The sequence below is a fragment of the Mesorhizobium sp. M0019 genome, assembly GCF_040323975.1.
In the GTDB taxonomy this organism is placed as follows: Bacteria; Pseudomonadota; Alphaproteobacteria; order Rhizobiales; family Rhizobiaceae; genus Mesorhizobium.
In genome coordinates this window covers 141,574-156,719 of the sequence record NZ_JAMYVK010000006.1, presented here as the reverse complement: position 1 = coordinate 156,719, position 15,146 = coordinate 141,574, and the positions used below count along the sequence as shown (strand labels likewise).

General features: G+C 63.9%; 11 protein-coding genes. 7 read left to right on the top strand and 4 right to left on the bottom strand.

Annotated elements, in window-relative coordinates; translation table 11 throughout:
• The first annotated feature begins 1 nt into the window (after position 1).
• Together NKK47_RS07075 and NKK47_RS07070 are read left to right on the top strand one after the other, a co-directional pair.
• A complete protein-coding gene (locus NKK47_RS07075) occupies positions 2–1,132 on the top strand; it encodes a hypothetical protein (protein WP_352575799.1) in 1,131 nt (376 codons plus the stop codon).
• A 160-nt stretch (positions 1,133–1,292) separates the two neighbouring features.
• Positions 1,293–1,808, top strand: coding sequence for a hypothetical protein (locus NKK47_RS07070; RefSeq protein WP_352456941.1), 516 nt, complete (start codon positions 1,293–1,295; stop codon positions 1,806–1,808).
• Positions 1,809–1,816: 8 nt separating this feature from the next.
• Here the strand turns inward: NKK47_RS07070 and NKK47_RS07065 are convergent, their stop codons facing one another.
• A complete protein-coding gene (locus tag NKK47_RS07065) occupies positions 1,817–3,439 on the bottom strand; it encodes an FAD-binding oxidoreductase (RefSeq protein ID WP_352575797.1) in 1,623 nt (540 codons plus the stop codon).
• Between the two features lie 119 nt (positions 3,440–3,558).
• Here NKK47_RS07065 and NKK47_RS07060 point away from each other — a divergent pair, with 119 nt between their 5' ends.
• Positions 3,559–4,053 carry a YegJ family protein gene (locus tag NKK47_RS07060; RefSeq protein WP_352575795.1) on the top strand — a complete coding sequence of 165 codons (495 nt, stop codon included), beginning with the start codon at positions 3,559–3,561 and terminating at the stop codon, positions 4,051–4,053.
• Positions 4,054–4,068: 15 nt separating this feature from the next.
• On the opposite strand, the gene NKK47_RS07055 is transcribed toward NKK47_RS07060, so the two are convergent.
• Together NKK47_RS07055 and NKK47_RS07050 are read right to left on the bottom strand one after the other, a co-directional pair.
• The gene (locus NKK47_RS07055; protein ID WP_352575793.1) at positions 4,069–5,040 is read right to left on the bottom strand and encodes a hypothetical protein; all 972 of its coding nucleotides are present in this window, start codon (positions 5,038–5,040) and stop codon (positions 4,069–4,071) included.
• Between the two features lie 61 nt (positions 5,041–5,101).
• The gene (locus tag NKK47_RS07050) at positions 5,102–6,142 is read right to left on the bottom strand and encodes a CapA family protein (RefSeq protein ID WP_352575791.1); all 1,041 of its coding nucleotides are present in this window, start codon (positions 6,140–6,142) and stop codon (positions 5,102–5,104) included.
• Positions 6,143–6,285: 143 nt separating this feature from the next.
• Between NKK47_RS07050 and NKK47_RS07045 the strand changes: the two genes are divergently transcribed.
• On the top strand, positions 6,286–7,539 hold the full coding sequence (locus NKK47_RS07045; protein WP_352575789.1) for a hypothetical protein: 1,254 nt from the start codon (positions 6,286–6,288) through the stop codon (positions 7,537–7,539).
• 9 nt (positions 7,540–7,548) lie between these two features.
• On the opposite strand, the gene NKK47_RS07040 is transcribed toward NKK47_RS07045, so the two are convergent.
• On the bottom strand, positions 7,549–8,742 hold the full coding sequence (locus NKK47_RS07040) for a clavaminate synthase family protein (protein ID WP_352575787.1): 1,194 nt from the start codon (positions 8,740–8,742) through the stop codon (positions 7,549–7,551).
• A gap of 119 nt (positions 8,743–8,861) precedes the next feature.
• Between NKK47_RS07040 and NKK47_RS07035 the strand changes: the two genes are divergently transcribed.
• The 3 genes from NKK47_RS07035 to NKK47_RS07025 all read left to right on the top strand — a co-directional run bounded on the left by NKK47_RS07035 (position 8,862) and on the right by NKK47_RS07025 (position 15,097).
• Positions 8,862–9,791: a LysR substrate-binding domain-containing protein gene (locus NKK47_RS07035; RefSeq protein WP_352575786.1), complete on the top strand. Its 930-nt coding sequence runs from the start codon at positions 8,862–8,864 to the stop codon at positions 9,789–9,791.
• 166 nt (positions 9,792–9,957) lie between these two features.
• On the top strand, positions 9,958–13,125 hold the full coding sequence (gene uvrB, locus NKK47_RS07030) for an excinuclease ABC subunit UvrB (RefSeq protein ID WP_352575784.1): 3,168 nt from the start codon (positions 9,958–9,960) through the stop codon (positions 13,123–13,125).
• A 442-nt stretch (positions 13,126–13,567) separates the two neighbouring features.
• Positions 13,568–15,097, top strand: a complete 1,530-nt coding sequence (locus NKK47_RS07025; RefSeq protein ID WP_352567994.1) for an ABC-F family ATP-binding cassette domain-containing protein — start codon at positions 13,568–13,570, stop codon at positions 15,095–15,097.
• Positions 15,098–15,146 lie beyond the last annotated feature (49 nt).

The following is a 15,146-nucleotide window of genomic DNA, read 5'->3' as shown; positions in this document are numbered from 1 at the left end:
CATGTTCCTGTTTCGCTGGCTGAAGCGCATCATCAAGGCGATCCTCTGGCTCGTCGTCATTGTCGTGTTGATCCCGATCGCCGGGCTGGCCTACGGCTTTCTCACGACGCCGTCGCTGGACACAACACCATTGCCGGGCATCGCCGAGGGTGCCCCGCCGAAGGCGCTGGCCGACAAGGTCCGTGCCGAGATTCCCGGCTACCAGCGGCCGGAGGAATCGACCTTTCTCACCTATCCGGAATGGGCCATCGTCTACGCCGCGCGCGAATATGCCGGCTTCGTCGACAAGAACCAGCCGAGCGGTTTTCCCTATCTCTCCTATATCGGCCGCTTCTGGCAGGACTATGCGATGGTCATCCGCGCCAGCTCCACCTACAAGTTCAACCTCGACAACCACCAGATGCTGGTGATCATCGGCACCAGCCACACGATCGAGCACGCCATCCAGTGGGCCTATGAAAATACGGTCGGCCGCATTACCGAAGCGACAGCCGGCAAGCGCACCGCCGTCGACATCTACCAGGCCAAGGTCGCGGCCGACTACGCCGGTTTTCTCGACCAGGTGCCGTGGTACCAGTTTCCCTATGCCGAAAAACGTGCCGGCCTGTTTGCCGTCCAGCCGGCAGCGGACGACAGCGCCTTCCGCACTAGCGAACGCAAGCTCGCCTTCGGCCTCGCCGACACCATCAAGCAGGGCTACGCCGATCTGATCAAGTCGGCGCTCGCCGCCACCACCGACCCGGCCTTGCTCGACATTCACGTCTGGGCCAAGGGTCCGGTCAGCGAGGTGACGCGCAACGAGCCCGACACCTTGCTGGAGCGCGATCTCGGCGCCGACGGCACGGTCTTCGTCACCAGGCGCTATCAGGTGTTCACCGACATGATCCCGCGCCTGATCGACAAGGGCGTCTCCTTCGTCGAGATCGGCGGCAATGACGAGATCATGGTCACCATGCTTTCCAATGACGAGATCAATGTTCCCGAAGGTGCACGCACCTTGTTCAGCTACCCGCTTCCGGCTGAACCCTCCACGCGCCGCACTGGCCTGACTGTCGCCGTGCGCAAGCTGCACATTGTGCTGCCGGCGCTGATGACGGCAGGCGCCAGGCTCGAGCACGTCTACGATTACTGAGGCCTTTCAGTCACAGCCGGCCTCGGCAAGACGTAGCGTGATGCTCCGCCACGCTCATTCCACAATCGCGGCCAAATCCCGCCTTGTTCCGCAACGATTGATGATGCCGTAGACACGTTGTCTTGCGCACATGTGCCAGGCAACTCGGAGGGACAAGACCGTGATCAAGACCGCCCTTGTCGCCATGACCATCGTCGGCTGCGATTGCGACGCCAGGCTTTGCGAATATATCGGCGAGACGCCCGCCAAATGGTCGACCATCGCCGAATGCGAAGCGGCGATGAAAAGCCAGATGCTGCACGAGCGCAATTTCGACTATCCGCTGGTCTCCGGCATCTGCCGGACACAGAACTCGTCTTCGTCATCGCAGCTCGCTGCGACCGCTTCCGAGCCTGAATTGACGACGGCCAGCACCGCAGCGACAGACCCGCTGCCACCGGAACTGAGCCATCGGCCCAGTGCTGCGGTCGGAACGCAGGCCACGGCGACGGAAACGGAAGCCGTCCGGCCGGTCGCCTATGAAGCGGCGGTCGATGGCGGCAGCGCCCTGCTCTACCGCACGAAGGCCGGCTACGCCGTGGTCAAGACCGATCTCGGCCGCGCCGCATCGGCAACGATCGGCATCGCCAGGCGTTCGGCGAACTGGCTGGCGGCGAAGCTGCCTGACGGTCTGTAGCCGCCGCTTCAGGCCGTGCCGATCAGTGCCTTGACGGCGCGATAAAAAATCGACGAAAACAGCTCGCCCGGATCGTATTGCAGCTTCTTCGCCAGGAAGGACGGGAGTTCCGGATAGGAGGCAAGTAGTTCCTTGCCTGTGTAGTGGAGCTGGTAGGGCAGGAAAAAACGCCCGCCATGCTTGATCGTCACGTCGATCAGCGCCCTTGTCAGCGCCCGCATCCTGGCATTGCCGTCGGCGTCTGTCGGCTGATTGATGTAGAGCACCAGCGAATAGGCCGGCTCCGGCGCATAATTCAGCGCCACATCCTCCTTGTGGACGATGCGTACCGACGCGTTGAGCACCGGCAGGGTCTGGTTGCGCAGGATCTCGCGCGCTTCCGCGATGAACGGGTTATAGGCCGCCCGCGGGATGAAATACTCGTGCAGGATGTCGGTCTCATCGAGCAGATCGTTGAACAGATAGGGCACTGAATCGTGCATCGGATTGTTGCGCGTGACGAGGCAGGCCTCGCCCTCCGCCATTGCCGTCGTCCGCGCCACCGTGCAGCTCTCGAATTGCGGCTCCAGCGTCTTTTCGGTGAACCATTTCAGCTCCTGGAACAGGCTGCCCCATTTCGCCAGGTTGATGATCACCCGCTTGAGCCCGACCGAACCCGGTTCACCGATTGCCGGCTGGTCGGCCGGCGGCTGGTCGGCCACCTTGTCATAGCGGTAGACGATCATATCCTCGAGGAAATTGCCCGGCGCAGTCGACAGATGCCCATAAAACAGACCGATCGCCCTGTTTGGCTCCAGAACCTCGGCGAAGAACGTCGGGAAATCGTCCGATTTGATGATCTCGCGTGAGGTCCGGTAGACGGCGTTGTCGACGATGTCGAGTGTCGCCTCCAGCACCACGCCGAACAGGCCGTAGCCGCCGACGACGTGGCGGAACAACTCGGTATTTTCGGCCGGTGAGCAGGTCGTCACCGAGCCGTCGGCCAGCATCACCCGCATCGATCGGATCGAGCCGGCGACCGAGCCGGCCTGGTGGTCCATGCCATGGGCGTTGACCGACAGCGAGCCGCCGACCGAAAAGATGTCGGTCGACTGCATCGCCTTCACCGCGAAGCGCGGGTGCAAAAGGTTCTGGATGTCGTGCCAGCGCGCGCCCGGCTGCAAGGTCATCGTCTTGGCCGCCGGGTCGACACTGACCTTGTTGAATTTGCGCATGTCGAGGACCAGCGCGTTATCGTCGAAGGCGTGACCGCCCATCGAATGGCGCACCGCCGCGACCGAGACCTTCAGGCTATTGGCGCGGGCAAAGGCCAGCGCGCTCGCGATGTGGTCTTCCTCGCTGACTTCGACGACGCCGTAGACCGGCGTCATCGACAGGCCGCTGGCATCGTTGATGTCGCCGCCCTTGGTCAGCCATGGCAGCGACGGATCGTAGGCTGGCGGGCCCTCCAGCGGCTTCTGCGCCAGGTCAATTCCATCAATGTCGGCGATGCGTCCGGAATTCTTCTGCCCCGACGGACCGCGCGCCAGGCGCGCCACGGTCGTGCCGCCCCAGAGCATCGCGCCGCCGACCACCGCCGCACCCAGCAGCAGCCGCCGCGACAGGCGAAACCCCTTGCGTTCTTCGAACATAGCCCCACCCCACTGTCCCAGGAATAGTGCCTGATGGAGACAAAAACCAGTTGCCAATCAGACGTTCGGCGAACGATGATCCGGTTTTGTCTGGCGAAAATGTCGAAAGCAGTCGCATCATGAAGCTTGCAGCCCGTATCGCGCTTGCCCTGTTGCTTGCGTTTGCTCCGGCATCAGCCGACGCGCAAACTCCTGGTCGGGGCGACGACAAGGTCGTCAGCGTAGCTGGCGACGATCCGGAGATGGCGGCCGGTATCGAGCAGGCGCGTGCCAGTCTCGACGACTTCCTGGTATTGGCCGACGCACCGCCATCCGGAACGGCCGACTTCCAATTGAAAGTCGTGGTCAGGGACGGGGACGCCACTGAACATTTCTGGGTCTTTCCCTTCCACCGGACGGCGGCCGGATTTGCAGGAACCTTGGACAACGAGCCGCAGACCGTGCACAACGTCCTGGCAGGCCAGGAGATCGAATTCAGCCGGGACGATATTTCCGACTGGGGCTACATGAAGAACGGCCGCCGGGTGGGAAGTTTCACGGTCTGCGTTCTCTTCAAGAAAATGTCGAAGGAAGACGCCGACTATTATCGCCAGAACTATGGCTTCGATTGCTGACGGCTGAATTCTAGTTCAACCGGCTTCTACATCCTTCACGCCGATCTTGCGCACCAGCGCCGCGGTCGCCAGGATCGTGGCCATGTCGGCGATGATCGGCGCAACATGCGTGGCATAGTCGAGCGGCACAGAGATGTCCGGCAGCTCGAAGAAGTTCTTCGTCTGCGGAAGCAGCAGAAAGCCGTCGCTGCCGTTGAGCGCGACGCGTGCCGGTTCCTTCGGCCATGTTTCGCCAAGCCATTCGAGCGCCTGCGCCAGCCGGCCGGTCACCAGCGGCCGCGCCGCCTCGATATTGTCGGTGCGGAACTCGTAGGCGGCATCGAGCTCCGGCACGCCGCTGGACAGTTCCTGCATCTTGCTGCCGAAGATGCCGCGGAAGAAGCCGACGACCTTGTTGGTCCGGCGCGCGGCCACCAATGTGCCGGGGAACGGCACGATCGTCTCGAAGGCGACGATGACGCCCTTGAACACTGCCGTCGTGCTCTTGCCCGTCCCTTCCCGGAGATCTGCTTCGTAAACCTCGAACGGAAACCCCTCATAACGGCCGGAAAAAACATCATCGAAAGATTGCCGGTTGAACGGACCAACCGTCTCGCGCGGCAACCGGTCGAACGAATTCGGCTTGACGTTGTGCCGGTACCGCATGTCGTCGATGAAGCCGAAGATGATCGGCAACAGCGTGCTGCGAAACGACTGCTGCAATTTGCTCGCCGGCTTGATCGCCTGGAAATAGAGCAGGATCGCGGCCAGGAATCCGCCGATATAGAGGAACACATGCGGGGTCGAGAACCACTGCTCGTTGGGGTCGGCAACGCCGTTGAAGAGCCAGGCCACAAGCGCCACGAACACCAGCACCAGCCCGATGAAAAGTGGCACCCGCCAGCGCGTCCGGCGATGGGCCGAAGCTCGTTGCGCCTCATAGGCCTCGATGTTCTTCCTGAGGCCGGCGATCACCGCTTCGCTCGGCATGAAATCCGCAGTTTCCATCACCCACCCGCCGCCACAAGCCTGCCCGCGCTGGGCATGATAGCCGGTTTGGTGGACTGCGTCAGCGCACGGCACCGAAGACCGCATCGAGGCGGGCTAGAACCCTTTGCCTGGATTTTCCCGCCAGCGTTTCAACCGGGACCAGCCGCTCGTGATCGCCGGCGCGCAGCCGCATGAAGGCATGCAGCCGGTAGGCGGCGATGGCCCCGCGCGTGCCGGGATCGTCGCTGATGTCGACGACGAGAATGGCGCCGATGCGGCCGGGCCATGGCTGCCGCGCGAAGGCGGTGCCGATGAAATCGCCGAGCCCATAGGCAACGAGCGTCTTGCCGATCCGCTCGATCGGCTGCACGACATGAGCATGATGTCCGGCGATCAGGCCGACGCCATGTTCGGCCAGAAGTCGCGCCATTGCCCGCGTCTTCGCACGTGGAAAATGCCGGAATTCCCAATCCCAATGCGGCACCGCGCAGAGGAGGTCGACACCCGAAGCGGCAGCGTGCGGCCATTGCCTCGGATCGGCTTGTATCGAGACTCGGCCCGCGAACTGAGCCTCGTCGGTATTGCGCCACAAGGTAAAGGCGGCAAGGCCTATGGTCAGCGAACCAACCGCAAACCGCTCGACCGGAGCCGCAGTGCCGATCGTGCGGATGCCTAATTGCTCCAGCGCGGCGACGGTCTCGTCGAAGCCGGCAATACCCTGGTCGAGCACATGGTTGTTGGCCAGCGACAGCACCAGTTTTTCACGCGAAATGCCGGCGGCGGCCAGCGCCTCGGCAAGGAACCGCTCGCTCATCGCGTGGTGCGTGCCAAGCCTGGTGCCCAAAACAGCGCTCGGCCGCTCCACCACCGGGCTTTCGCAATTGCCGACCACCAGATCGGCCGAGGCAAGCAGTGCCGCAATCGCCGGATCGCAGTCCGGCACGCGGCGATTGGCCACCGCCGAGATATCGCCGACGAAAGCCAGCCGCACCATCCGCGCCGGCAGTGGTTCGAGCAGGGCTGCGGCCGCCGGAGCAAAGCCGCGCGCGTCGCCGTCGAGCGAAGGCCGGAGGAAGCGCGGCAGCCACGACAGTTTGTAGGAAAGCGGATAGTTCGACACGCGACGCCCAATCGTTTGCCTTGTGTAGACCGTCCGCCGGATTGATTGAAGCGTCGACTGTTGTGGGTGAACCACAGGGCCACAGGCGCAGCGAACCAAATGCGTGTATGATCCACTGCGGAGCGACAAAAGGGGCGATCACGATGAAGCGTTTTTCCAGGCTGGTGGCGTGCGCCATTATTCTTCTCCTGCCGCTGGCTTTACCCAGCGCCGCGGCTCCCGAAGCGGCGGCCCTGTTCGAGGCAAAAATCGTAGCCGAACGCGACAGCGCTCTTGCCGCTCTGGAAGCCGCCGCGCCAGGCGATCCGGCTGCCGCCTATGCCGCCGGCGCCGGCGAATTCTTCACCGCGCTGGAGATCCTCGCCGGCGGCCTGCACCGCCACGGTTTCGACAGCCCGCAATCGTTCATGCTGCCGCTGATGCGGCTGCCGGTGCCGGACAATGCCAATCCCGAGCCGCTGACCTACGAACAATTCCGTGCCATTCTCGTCGCCTTCCGCGACCGGTTGGAGAAATCCGCAGCCACGCTCGCTTCGGTACCCGCCGACGGCGATATCGGCATGGTCATCGACCTGACCCGTCTCGGCATCGATCTCAACGAGGACGGCCAGATCGCGCCGGACGAAAGCGCCGCCGCGGTCATGGCGTCTCTGTCACGCGGCGGCGGTGCGCCAGACGCGGCCGCACCGGCCCTCACCTTCCGCTTCGACCGCGCCGACGGCTACTGGCTGCAGGGCTATGCCGAATTCTTGATGGCGCAGGCCGACTTCTGGCTGGCGCATGACTTCAGCAACACCTTCGACGGTTCGTTCCATATGCTGTTCCCGCGCGCCAAACTGCCGCTGCAGGACACGCTCGTTCCGCCGGACGACGGCATGAGCGGCGGCATGTTGTCGTCCGAATGGCGCATCGCCGATTTCATCTCGCTGGTCCATCTCATCAACTGGCAAGTGGTCGAGCCGGAGCGCCGGCAAGCGGCACGCCGCCATCTCATGGAAATGATCCGGCTGTCGCGCGAGGACTGGAAAGCCATCCGCGCCGAAACCGACAATGACCGCGAATGGCTGCCTGGGCCGCAGCAGAAAGGCGCCAGCCCGCTGACCGGTCTCGAAGTTGGTGAGCAGCAGATACAGGCCTGGCTCGCCGCCCTGGCCATGGCCGAGGATCTGCTGGAGGGACGCACCTTGCTGCCGCATTTCCGCATCGCCGACAAAGGCATCAACATGAAGCGCTTCTTTGATGAGCCAAAAACCTTCGACCTGGTGCTGTCGATCACCGGCCCGGCCATCGCGCCCTATCTCGAGCGCGGGAAGATTCTCACCAGCGAGGAGTTCAACCAGATCCAGCGCCAGTTCGGCGGCGCCGGGTTTCTGACGTTCGCGCTTTGGTTTAATTGATCAGAAGCGCTAGAAGATCGCCCCCTGATACAGAACCGTCTCCGCCTCTTTCGGAGCGAAGCGACGCGCGAGCGTGCGGAATGCACTGTGGACGCCGTCGCGATCGATGTTGCAGCTTCGCAAATGCCGTATCGCCAGCGTCGGATCGAATGCGCTGCGCCCGTGCATCACGCGCTGATTGTCGAAGACCAGCACCTCGCCAGGCTGTAGCTGATGCTGGAACTGGTTCTGCGGGTCGCAGATCAGCCGCGTCAGCTCGGCTAGCGCCTCAATCAGCTCGTCGATGTCGTCTCTCGATGCCGGCTGCGGCGCAAGACAGCGGTCGTTGTAGCGGATCCCGGTGACCTGGCCGGCGGCATCGAGGCTGATAACATGCGCTTCGGCGCTGAAGAACACCTCGCCCGCATGCTCGCGATGGAAGGTCACGCCGTACCGCGTCAGCAGCTCGAACAGGCGCGGCGTCCCGGTTCGCATCAGTTCGACAATATGGAACCCGTCGACCATCAACGACGTGCCGCCTGTGCCGGCGCCGGTCTTGATCGCATGGAAGAAGATGAAGCCCGGCGGCGAATAACGGAACGGCTCATCGGTATGCGGAATCTGTGCCCGCGCGGTTTCGCCAGCCACGCGCGCGTCGGGCTTCGACAGCAGATCGAACACCTTGCCATAACTGGTCTCGCGGATTGGCCCATAGCGTCCGGCAATGCGCATCGTAGCCTCTGCCTCGGCAGGAACGCCCGTTAGCATGGCGATGCCATGGTCGCGCAGTGCGCGCAGCGAGCCGAACAGCATCTCATCGTCCTCGACTACAGCGTCGAAGCCGAAGCGGCCGAGCCGAGCCCCGAGATCGCTGCTCCACAGCTCCGGCTGAAAACGCGCTGCCCGCCAGCCGCCTCCGGTATGATTTGCAAGAAAGCCTGAATCGTAGCGCGAGACATGGCCGTCATCCCATATGACCGCGACCTCGTTCGGGGCCGAGACGTCAATCGACACGACGCGGACACCGGCGGGAACATCGGCCGGCGTCAACCATCGCTTGCCGGAGGCGGTGTCGCCGCAGATCTCGCATTCGCAGGCCAACCGCAGCCAGCGCGTGGAAAGCCGGGCGACCTTGCCGCCATCGAGGTCGAGCGCAATACGATTGCCCTCGTCGCGTATGGCGCGGATTGGTGGCTCATTCGAATGCCTTGTGGTCGTAAGCATTGAAGTGTCCAGCATGATCGCCTCGTCGTTTGGCCTGAGTTCTCCTCAATGAGGCTATTGGCAAAAAATCCATGTATCAAACGAGTTCCCTTCGTCATGTTTTGAGGTAATCTCAATCCATGGCGACGTTGAGGGATTTGCCGCTATCGGCCCTGCGGGCGCTTGTGGCCGCCGCAAGAACCGGCAGCCTGACGCGCGCCGCGGAGGAGCTGGGCGTGACGCCCGGCGCTGTCGGCCACCAGATAAAGCAGCTCGAGGACGGGTTGGGCATCAAGCTGGTGCGGCGTGCCGGCAATGGCATTGTCCTGACCCGTGCTGCCGAAAGTGCCCTGCCCGACATCGACCGCGGCTTTGACGCACTGGCCTCGGGCTTGCGGCGGCTGCGTTTCGAAAGGCAGGCCGAGACATTCACCATCTGCGCCGACCCATCCTTCGCCTCGCTGTGGCTCGCACCGCGTCTCAACAGGATGCGTCCGGCATTTGCCGGCTTCGATGTCCGAATCGTCACGTCGATCGCCCTCGACGCGATGCTGGAAGAAGGCGTCGATCTTGCCATCAGCTATCGCAAGGGCGCCGCGCTGGATCTCGGGTCGGTCGACCTGTTCACGGAACGGGTGATACCGGCCTGTGCGCCGAGCCTGATCCAGGGCCATGCCAGGCCGGACGCAGCCAGTGTGCTCGACGGGCTGCCTCTGCTTCACATCGATCCGACGATGGGCGACGACGTCTATCCGGCGTGGCGGGACTGGTTCGCTGCCGCCGGACGGCGCCGGAAAGACATCGACCAGGGCCCCCGTTTCGGCCTGACGATCGTCGCGGCGCAGGCGGCGATCGCAGGCATGGGCGCGCTGCTGGCCAGCGAGTTGGTCCTGCACCGCCATCTGCAGCCCGGCCATCTCATCGAGATCGCCCGGGATGTGCCGGCTTTGACCATCAAGCGCCGCCTCGTCTGGCCTCTGCATGGCCCGAAGGCGCGCCGCGCGGCAGCCGTTGCCAGCCAGCTTGCGGCGCTTGCGGATCTGGCGATCGAGGGCGCACTTCCGCAGTGAGAGATGAGCGGCGGCGGGTCTGCCATAGCGCGTGGTTCAATGCGCATGGTTCCATGCGGCGAACCGACGCTACTCCTGACAGCCTGCTGTCAGGAGCCAAATTGCGCCTCGCGCCACCCGCCACTCCGCTCTTTCCATTTTGGCCGATACCTCCCATATTCGGGCCATGGCCAGACTGTCCGACAAGAAAACGCCTCCGCCGGCGAATGACGAGCGCGCTTCACCGCCCAAGCGGCGCAGTCCGCTGACCGATTTCCTCGATGCTTCGGAGCCCCTGTACAAGGGCGGCTTTGCCGAGGCGCCGCAGACCGAGTTCACCGGCGCCCCGCTGACCGGCTCGATCGCCGACTGGGCCGAACAGATAGAGCAGGAAGCCGAGAAGGAAGGGCGCGTTTCCGGCAAAGACGGCGGCAAATCGCCGAAGCCGGCGAAGAAAATCCCTGAGCGCTCCTCTTCCCCCGGCCGTACGGCACGCGGCACCTCGATGGGCGGCGCGGCTTCGGCGCGGGAGCGCACCGCGGCCGGTCTCAACCCTGTCGCCGGCCTCGATGTCTCCCTGGAAGAGGCCGAGACAATGGCTTCGGGCGGCGTCACCGCCACCGTCGCGGCGCTGTCGGCGCTGATCGAATCCGGCAATCCGCTGCACAAGGACGGCGTGCTGTGGACGCCGCACCGTCCCGCCCGGCCGGAAAAATCCGAAGGCGGCATCGCCATCAAGATGGTCTCGGATTTCGAGCCCGCCGGCGACCAGCCGACGGCGATCAAGGATCTCGTCGAGGGCGTCAACAGCAACGACCGCACCCAGGTGCTGCTCGGCGTCACCGGCTCGGGCAAGACCTTTACCATGGCCAAGGTGATCGAAGAGGCGCAGCGCCCCGCTCTGATCCTGGCGCCCAACAAGACGCTTGCCGCGCAGCTCTATTCCGAGTTCAAGAAATTCTTCCCGGAAAACGCCGTCGAGTATTTCGTCAGCTACTACGACTATTACCAGCCTGAGGCCTATGTGCCCCGGACCGACACCTACATCGAGAAGGAATCCTCGATCAACGAGCAGATCGACCGCATGCGCCATTCGGCGACGCGCTCGCTGCTCGAGCGCGACGACGTCATCATCGTCGCCTCGGTGTCCTGCATCTACGGTATCGGCTCGGTCGAGACCTATACGGCGATGACCTTCCAGATGCAGATCGGCGACCGGCTCGACCAGCGCGCGCTGCTCGCCGACCTCGTCGCCCAGCAATACAAGCGCCAAGACATCAATTTCGTCCGCGGCTCGTTCCGGGTGCGAGGCGACACGATCGAGATCTTCCCGGCTCACCTCGAGGACCGCGCCTGGCGCATCTCGCTGTTCGGCGACGAGATCGAGGCGATCACCGAATTCGACCCGCTGACCGGCCAGAAGACCGGCGAGTTGAAGAGCGTCAAGATCTACGCCAATTCGCACTATGTGACGCCGCGTCCGACCCTCAATCAGGCCATCAAGTCGATCAAGGAAGAACTCAAGCACCGGCTGGTCGAACTGGAACGGGCGGGTCGGTTGCTCGAGGCGCAGCGGCTTGAGCAGCGCACCCGCTTCGACCTGGAGATGCTGGAAGCGACGGGCTCCTGCGCCGGCATCGAGAATTACTCGCGCTATCTGACCGGCCGCCAGCCGGGCGATCCGCCGCCGACCTTGTTCGAATACATCCCCGACAATGCGTTGGTCTTTGTCGACGAAAGTCACGTCACCATACCGCAGATCGGCGGCATGTATCGCGGCGACTTTCGCCGCAAGGCGACGCTGGCCGAGTATGGGTTCCGCCTGCCGTCCTGCATGGACAACCGGCCGCTGCGCTTCGAGGAGTGGGACGCCATGCGCCCGCTTTCCGTTGCGGTTTCGGCAACGCCCGGCGGTTGGGAGATGGAGCAGTCCGGCGGTGTCTTCGCCGAACAGGTCATCCGCCCGACCGGCCTGATCGATCCGCCGGTCGAGGTGCGCCCGGCCAAGACGCAGGTCGACGATGTCGTGGGCGAAATCCGCGAGACCACCAGGGCCGGCTACCGCACGCTGGTCACCGTGCTGACCAAACGCATGGCCGAGGACCTGACCGAGTATCTGCACGAGCAGGGCATTCGCGTGCGCTACATGCACTCCGACATCGACACGCTGGAGCGTATCGAGATCCTGCGCGACCTGCGCCTCGGCGCCTTCGACGTGCTGGTCGGCATCAACCTGCTGCGCGAAGGCCTCGACATTCCCGAATGCGGCTTCGTCGCCATTCTCGATGCCGACAAGGAAGGCTTCTTGCGCTCCGAGACATCGCTGATCCAGACCATCGGCCGCGCCGCCAGAAACGTCGACGGCAAGGTCATCCTCTACGCCGACCAGATCACCGGCTCGATGGAGCGGGCGATGGCCGAAACCAACCGCCGCCGCGAAAAGCAGATGGAGTGGAACGCGGCCAACGGCATCACCCCGGAATCGGTCAAGTCGCGCATTTCGGACATCCTGGACTCGGTCTACGAAAAAGATCATGTCCGCGCCGATATCTCGCAGTTCACCGACAGCGCCGGCGCGATGATGGGCAACAATCTGAAGGCGCATCTCGACGCCCTGGACAAGCAGATGCGCGACGCCGCCGCCAACCTCGATTTCGAGAAGGCCGCGCGCATTCGCGACGAGATCAAACGGCTGCGCGAGATGGAGCTGTCCATCTCCGACGACCCGTTGGCCAAGTATGCCGACATGGAAAGCCCGGTCTCGGGCCGCGAGAAGGGCAAGCACAACAAAGGCGTGGCCAAACATCGCACATCAGAGGAACAGGAGCGTTTCCGCAAGCTCGACGAGGCACGTGCCGCCGAAGAGGCGGCCCGGCCCAATCTCTTCCGCAAGCCGGCGCTCGACGAAATGGGTGCCGATGGCGCCGTGCCGGTGAAGAAGCCGCTGTTTTCGAAGCCCTCGCTCGACGCCATGGGGCCGGGCACGGATATGCCGACCCCGGCCGGCGCAGTGTCGCGTTCGCTGTTCAAGAAGCAGTCGGCCGAAGAGGCGCACGGCTCCGATTTCGGCATCCCGGGCGAACCGACCAAGCCGCTGTTCAAGAAGAACTCGCTCGACGAGATGACCGTGCGGCGCACCGAGAAGCCGGTCGAAGGAAAAGTTCCGGCGAAGCAGCAGCCGATCTCCCCCCAAGTGGGGGAGATGCCCGGCAGGGCAGAGGGGGGCGCGAAGGAACGCAACGATTCCGCCAAACCCATTGACCGCCAGCGCGCCGGCATCGGCTCCTACGAAGACCCCGCCGACGCCCGCCGTGAAAAGCGCCGGCCCGGCAAGACGGGTCGGCCGGGACGGTAGCGAGCTTCCCTTCTCCCCTTGTGGGAGAAGGTGGATCGGCGCGCAGCGCCGAGACGGTTGAGGGGTGCTGGACGGATCGCCGTCGGTGCCAAGCTGGAGCACCCCTCATCCGACCGCTTCGCGGCCACCTTCTCCCACAAGTGGAGAAGGGGGAGCCTAGCCACTTGCCATCGGCCCTACCCTTGGTGTAGCCAGTTTCTACAACTCGAACGTCTTGAAAGGAGGGCTGCGTGTTATTTTCTCACCACCGTCAGCGCGGCCCTGTCCCTGCCCTGCGAGCTTGCTTGCAGGGCTGACCAGAGACGGTCCGGGTTTTTCTTCCCGCTTCGATTTTTTTTGGTCCGCCCTTCGTGGTGCTGCAACGCTGAGCCTGATGGCCAGCCTGCGCACCGTCAAAGTGCATTGAACCGGAATTCGCTCCGGACAGACCAGAGAAATCGACATGGCCCTGATCAGCCTCAAGTCTCTCGGCGTCACCATGAGTGCGCCGCTCTTCTCCAACCTCGACCTCACCATCGGCACCGGCGACCGGCTCGGCATCGTCGCCGCCAATGGTCGGGGCAAATCCACTTTGCTGAAGTGCCTGACCGGCGAGATGGAGCCGACATCAGGCGACATCACCCGCACGCGCGGCCTGCGCGTCGGCTATGTCGAGCAAGTCGTCCCCGCAGCCTTGGCCGGGCGTAGCTTTCATGAGGTGGTGGCCGACGCCTTGCCGGCCGAGCAGGCCGAAAGCGAGCAATGGCGCGTTGACGTGGTTCTCGACTCGCTCGACGTGCCGCAGCCGATGCGAGCGCGGCCGATGCGGGCCTTGAGCGGCGGCTGGCAAAGGCTGGCGCTGATCGCCCGCGTCTGGGTCACCGACCCCGACGTCCTGCTTCTCGACGAGCCGACCAATCACCTCGATCTCGGCAAGATCAGCCAGCTCGAGACCTGGCTGAACGCGCTGCCACGTGAGGTGCCGCTGGTGATTGCCAGCCACGACCGCGCTTTTCTCGATGCTACGACCAACCGGACGCTGTTCCTGCGCCCCGAACAGTCGCCGGTATTCTCGCTGCCCTATTCACGAGCCAGGGACGCATTGAGCGAAGTCGATGCCTCGACCGAGCGCAAATTCCAGCGCGACATGAAAGTGGCGCAGCAGCTGCGCCGGCAGGCCGCCAAGCTCAACAATATCGGCATCAATTCCGGCAGCGACCTTTTGACGGTCAAGACCAAGCAGCTCAACCAGCGGGCAGAGCGTCTGGAAGAAGCGGCAGCGCCGGCACACCGCGAAAGATCGGCGGGCGCGATCAAGCTCGCCAATCGCGGCAGCCATGCCAAGGTGCTGATCACGCTCGACGATTTGGTGGTCGGAACACCTGACGGCACGGTTCTGTTCAGCACCGGCAAGCGCCACATCTGCCAAGGCGACCGCATCGTCCTGCTCGGCCGTAACGGCGTCGGCAAGTCACGGCTGATCGGCCTGATCCGGAACGCCATCGTCGAGCCGGAAACGGCGGCGCAAAGCCTGAAGGTGACGCCGTCGACGGTGCTCGGCTATAGCGACCAGGCATTGTCGGGCATCGGCGGCGACGACACGCCGCTGGCGATGCTCTCGCGCAGATTCGATGTCGGCGAGCAGCGCGCCCGCTCGCTGCTGGCGGGCGCCGGCGTCAGCATCGACATGCAGGAGCGCAGGATCGGCGTGCTGTCGGGCGGACAGAAGGCGCGGCTGATGATGCTGGCGCTGAGGCTCGCCAATCCCAATTTCTATTTACTCGACGAGCCGACCAATCATCTCGATATCGATGGTCAGGAAGCACTGGAAGCGGAATTGCTGGAACATCAGGCGAGTTGCCTGCTTGCCTCGCACGACCGCTCCTTCATCCGCGCGGTTGGCAACCGCTTCTGGCTGATCGAGAAACGGCGATTGACCGAGATCGACAGCCCGGAGGAGTTCTTCCGGGAGGTTGCCGAAGCCGGCGGCTGAAGGCTTGCGGAAAAAAATTCCGGCGCTCTGTCGGATGATGATCGCATGC

Bases quoted from the DNA above. Each gene is read 5' to 3' on its own strand.
- NKK47_RS07025 (WP_352567994.1), top strand. From the start codon at position 13,568: ATGGCCCTGATCAGCCTCAAGTCTCTCGGCGTCACCATGAGTGCGCCG.
- NKK47_RS07040 (WP_352575787.1), bottom strand. From the start codon at position 8,742: ATGCTTACGACCACAAGGCATTCGAATGAGCCACCAATCCGCGCCATA.
- NKK47_RS07075 (WP_352575799.1), top strand. From the start codon at position 2: ATGTTCCTGTTTCGCTGGCTGAAGCGCATCATCAAGGCGATCCTCTGG.
- NKK47_RS07055 (WP_352575793.1), bottom strand. From the start codon at position 5,040: ATGGAAACTGCGGATTTCATGCCGAGCGAAGCGGTGATCGCCGGCCTC.
- NKK47_RS07065 (WP_352575797.1), bottom strand. From the start codon at position 3,439: ATGTTCGAAGAACGCAAGGGGTTTCGCCTGTCGCGGCGGCTGCTGCTG.
- NKK47_RS07035 (WP_352575786.1), top strand. From the start codon at position 8,862: ATGGCGACGTTGAGGGATTTGCCGCTATCGGCCCTGCGGGCGCTTGTG.
- NKK47_RS07045 (WP_352575789.1), top strand. From the start codon at position 6,286: ATGAAGCGTTTTTCCAGGCTGGTGGCGTGCGCCATTATTCTTCTCCTG.
- uvrB (WP_352575784.1), top strand. From the start codon at position 9,958: ATGGCCAGACTGTCCGACAAGAAAACGCCTCCGCCGGCGAATGACGAG.
- NKK47_RS07060 (WP_352575795.1), top strand. From the start codon at position 3,559: ATGAAGCTTGCAGCCCGTATCGCGCTTGCCCTGTTGCTTGCGTTTGCT.